This is a genomic window from Neisseria sp. P0022.S010 (genome assembly GCF_051956635.1).
In genome coordinates this window covers 1-1884 of the sequence record NZ_JBQCXF010000561.1, presented here as the reverse complement: position 1 = coordinate 1884, position 1884 = coordinate 1, and the positions used below count along the sequence as shown (strand labels likewise).

General features: G+C 47.6%; 1 protein-coding gene and 1 pseudogene. Both read right to left on the bottom strand.

Annotation, left to right across the window (positions count from 1 at the left end; all coding sequences use genetic code 11):
• A pseudogene (locus tag ACTHUT_RS19400) lies at positions 1-293 on the bottom strand (cell division protein FtsZ); the annotation flags it as partial.
• Between the two features lie 252 nt (positions 294-545).
• A complete protein-coding gene (gene ftsA / locus ACTHUT_RS19395) occupies positions 546-1799 on the bottom strand; it encodes a cell division protein FtsA (RefSeq protein WP_003682483.1) in 1254 nt (417 codons plus the stop codon).
• Positions 1800-1884: the final 85 nt, after the last annotated feature.

The window sequence follows — 1884 nt, the reverse complement described above, 5'->3', positions numbered from 1 at the left end:
CCGCGGATGGCATCTTCGATGGCTTCGCGATCTTCTTGAGCAGCGGCGCGGCCGATTTCAGGATTTGCACCGGCACCCAAACCGCGAGTCAGGTTTGTACCCAATTGAATGCGTTTAGCCGCATTGTTTTTTGCCAATGATTGCGCATCGGTATTGGCACTGATGAACTCAACACCATGAATAGTGTTGGCAACCATGTTGTTGATGGCATTACAGCCGCCGCCGCCCAAACCGATAACTTTAATAACAGCAGGGCTCGTTGCTGATTCTGCTACGTCGTAAACAAATTCCATTCAATAATCCTCCGCGCCCCGCTTTATAAGGACGGTTCAAAAATAACTCATTATCCGTATTATATAAGAAGTATCCAGATACTGGCAAAAATCTTCTTACCATTCGGCTGTCGGCGTTATATTTTTACTACATTTTTTAACAGAAAATATACAAGTTTTAAATTATCCACTTAGCAATTATTTAAAACCGTTTAATTCCACTTAAATATTCAGGACAAACGGTTGCTACACCGCCTGCCCTGAAAACTTTTATCAGAAATTGTCTCTGAAGAATCTTTGGATTTTTTCCCACAGACCCATTTTTTTGCCTGAATCATTCAGGGCAATTGCACCGGTTCGGCTGGTTTGTTCACCCTCTTCGGCAGCATAGGCCGTCTGAAGCAGGCCAATTGCTGTTGAATAGCGTGGATTGCGAATACGCTCGGATACGCCGCCCATTTCTTGTGGAACACCGATACGTGCCGGCAAATTAAAGACTTCTTCCGCCAACTCAACAATACCGGTCAACATAGAGGCACCACCGGTCAAAACGATACCAGAAGTCAACACTTCTTCTGGGAAGCCGGAACGGCGCAATTCGTTCAGCGTCAATTCCAAAATCTCTTCTACGCGCGGGCCGATGATTTCAGCCAATACGCGGCGTGAAATTTGACGTGATTGACGGTCGCCAACACTAGGAACTTCAATCATTTCATCCAAGCCGTCCATAGTCGGAATGGCGGCACCGTAATGGATTTTGATGTACTCAGCGGCACTGTGCGGCGTACGCAGGGCTTGCGCCAAGTCTTTGGTAATCAAATCGCCGGCAACGGGAATAACCGCGGTATGGCGGATGGCGCCATTGGTATAAACCGCGATGTCGGTTGTACCACCACCGATATCGATGACGCACACGCCCAAATCTTTTTCGTCTTCAGTCAAAACAGCGTGACCGCTCGCCAAAGGCTGAAGCATGATTTGATCCATTTGCAGGCCGCAGCGTTGGATACATTTTTGGATATTTTGCAAAGCAGTGTTCGCACCGGTAATGATGTGTACGCGGGTGTCCAAACGCACGCCGCTCATGCCGATAGGCTCTTTCACACCGGGTTGGTTGTCGATGATGTACTCTTGAACCACGGTATGCAAGATGTTGTGATCAGGCGGAATATTGATGGCTTTGGCTGTTTCGATGGCACGATCGATGTCGGCTTGCGATACTTCGCCATCTTTAATTTTGACCACGCCTTGTGAGTTCAGGCTGCGGATATGGTTACCGGCAATACCGGTGACAACGTGGGAAATTTTGGTATCTGCCATCAACTCGGCATCTTCTACCGCCTGACGAATGGCTTGCGCGGTAGCATCGATATTGGTCACCATACCTGCACGCAGGCCGCGTGAAGGACTTTGGCCCAAGCCGACAATGTGGATTTCATTATCTTCCCGAATCTCGCCGATTAAGGCGATGACCTTGGACGTACCAATGTCTAAGGCACTGATATATTTATTTTGTTGTTGTTCCATAATTGCTCGTTCGCTATGTTGTCTGACTGACGGTTTGATTATTTTTGAAACAAGATTGCTTCACGTCTAATCGGCTATTCACTGT

Bases quoted from the DNA above. Each gene is read 5' to 3' on its own strand.
- ftsA (WP_003682483.1), bottom strand. From the start codon at position 1,799: ATGGAACAACAACAAAATAAATATATCAGTGCCTTAGACATTGGTACG.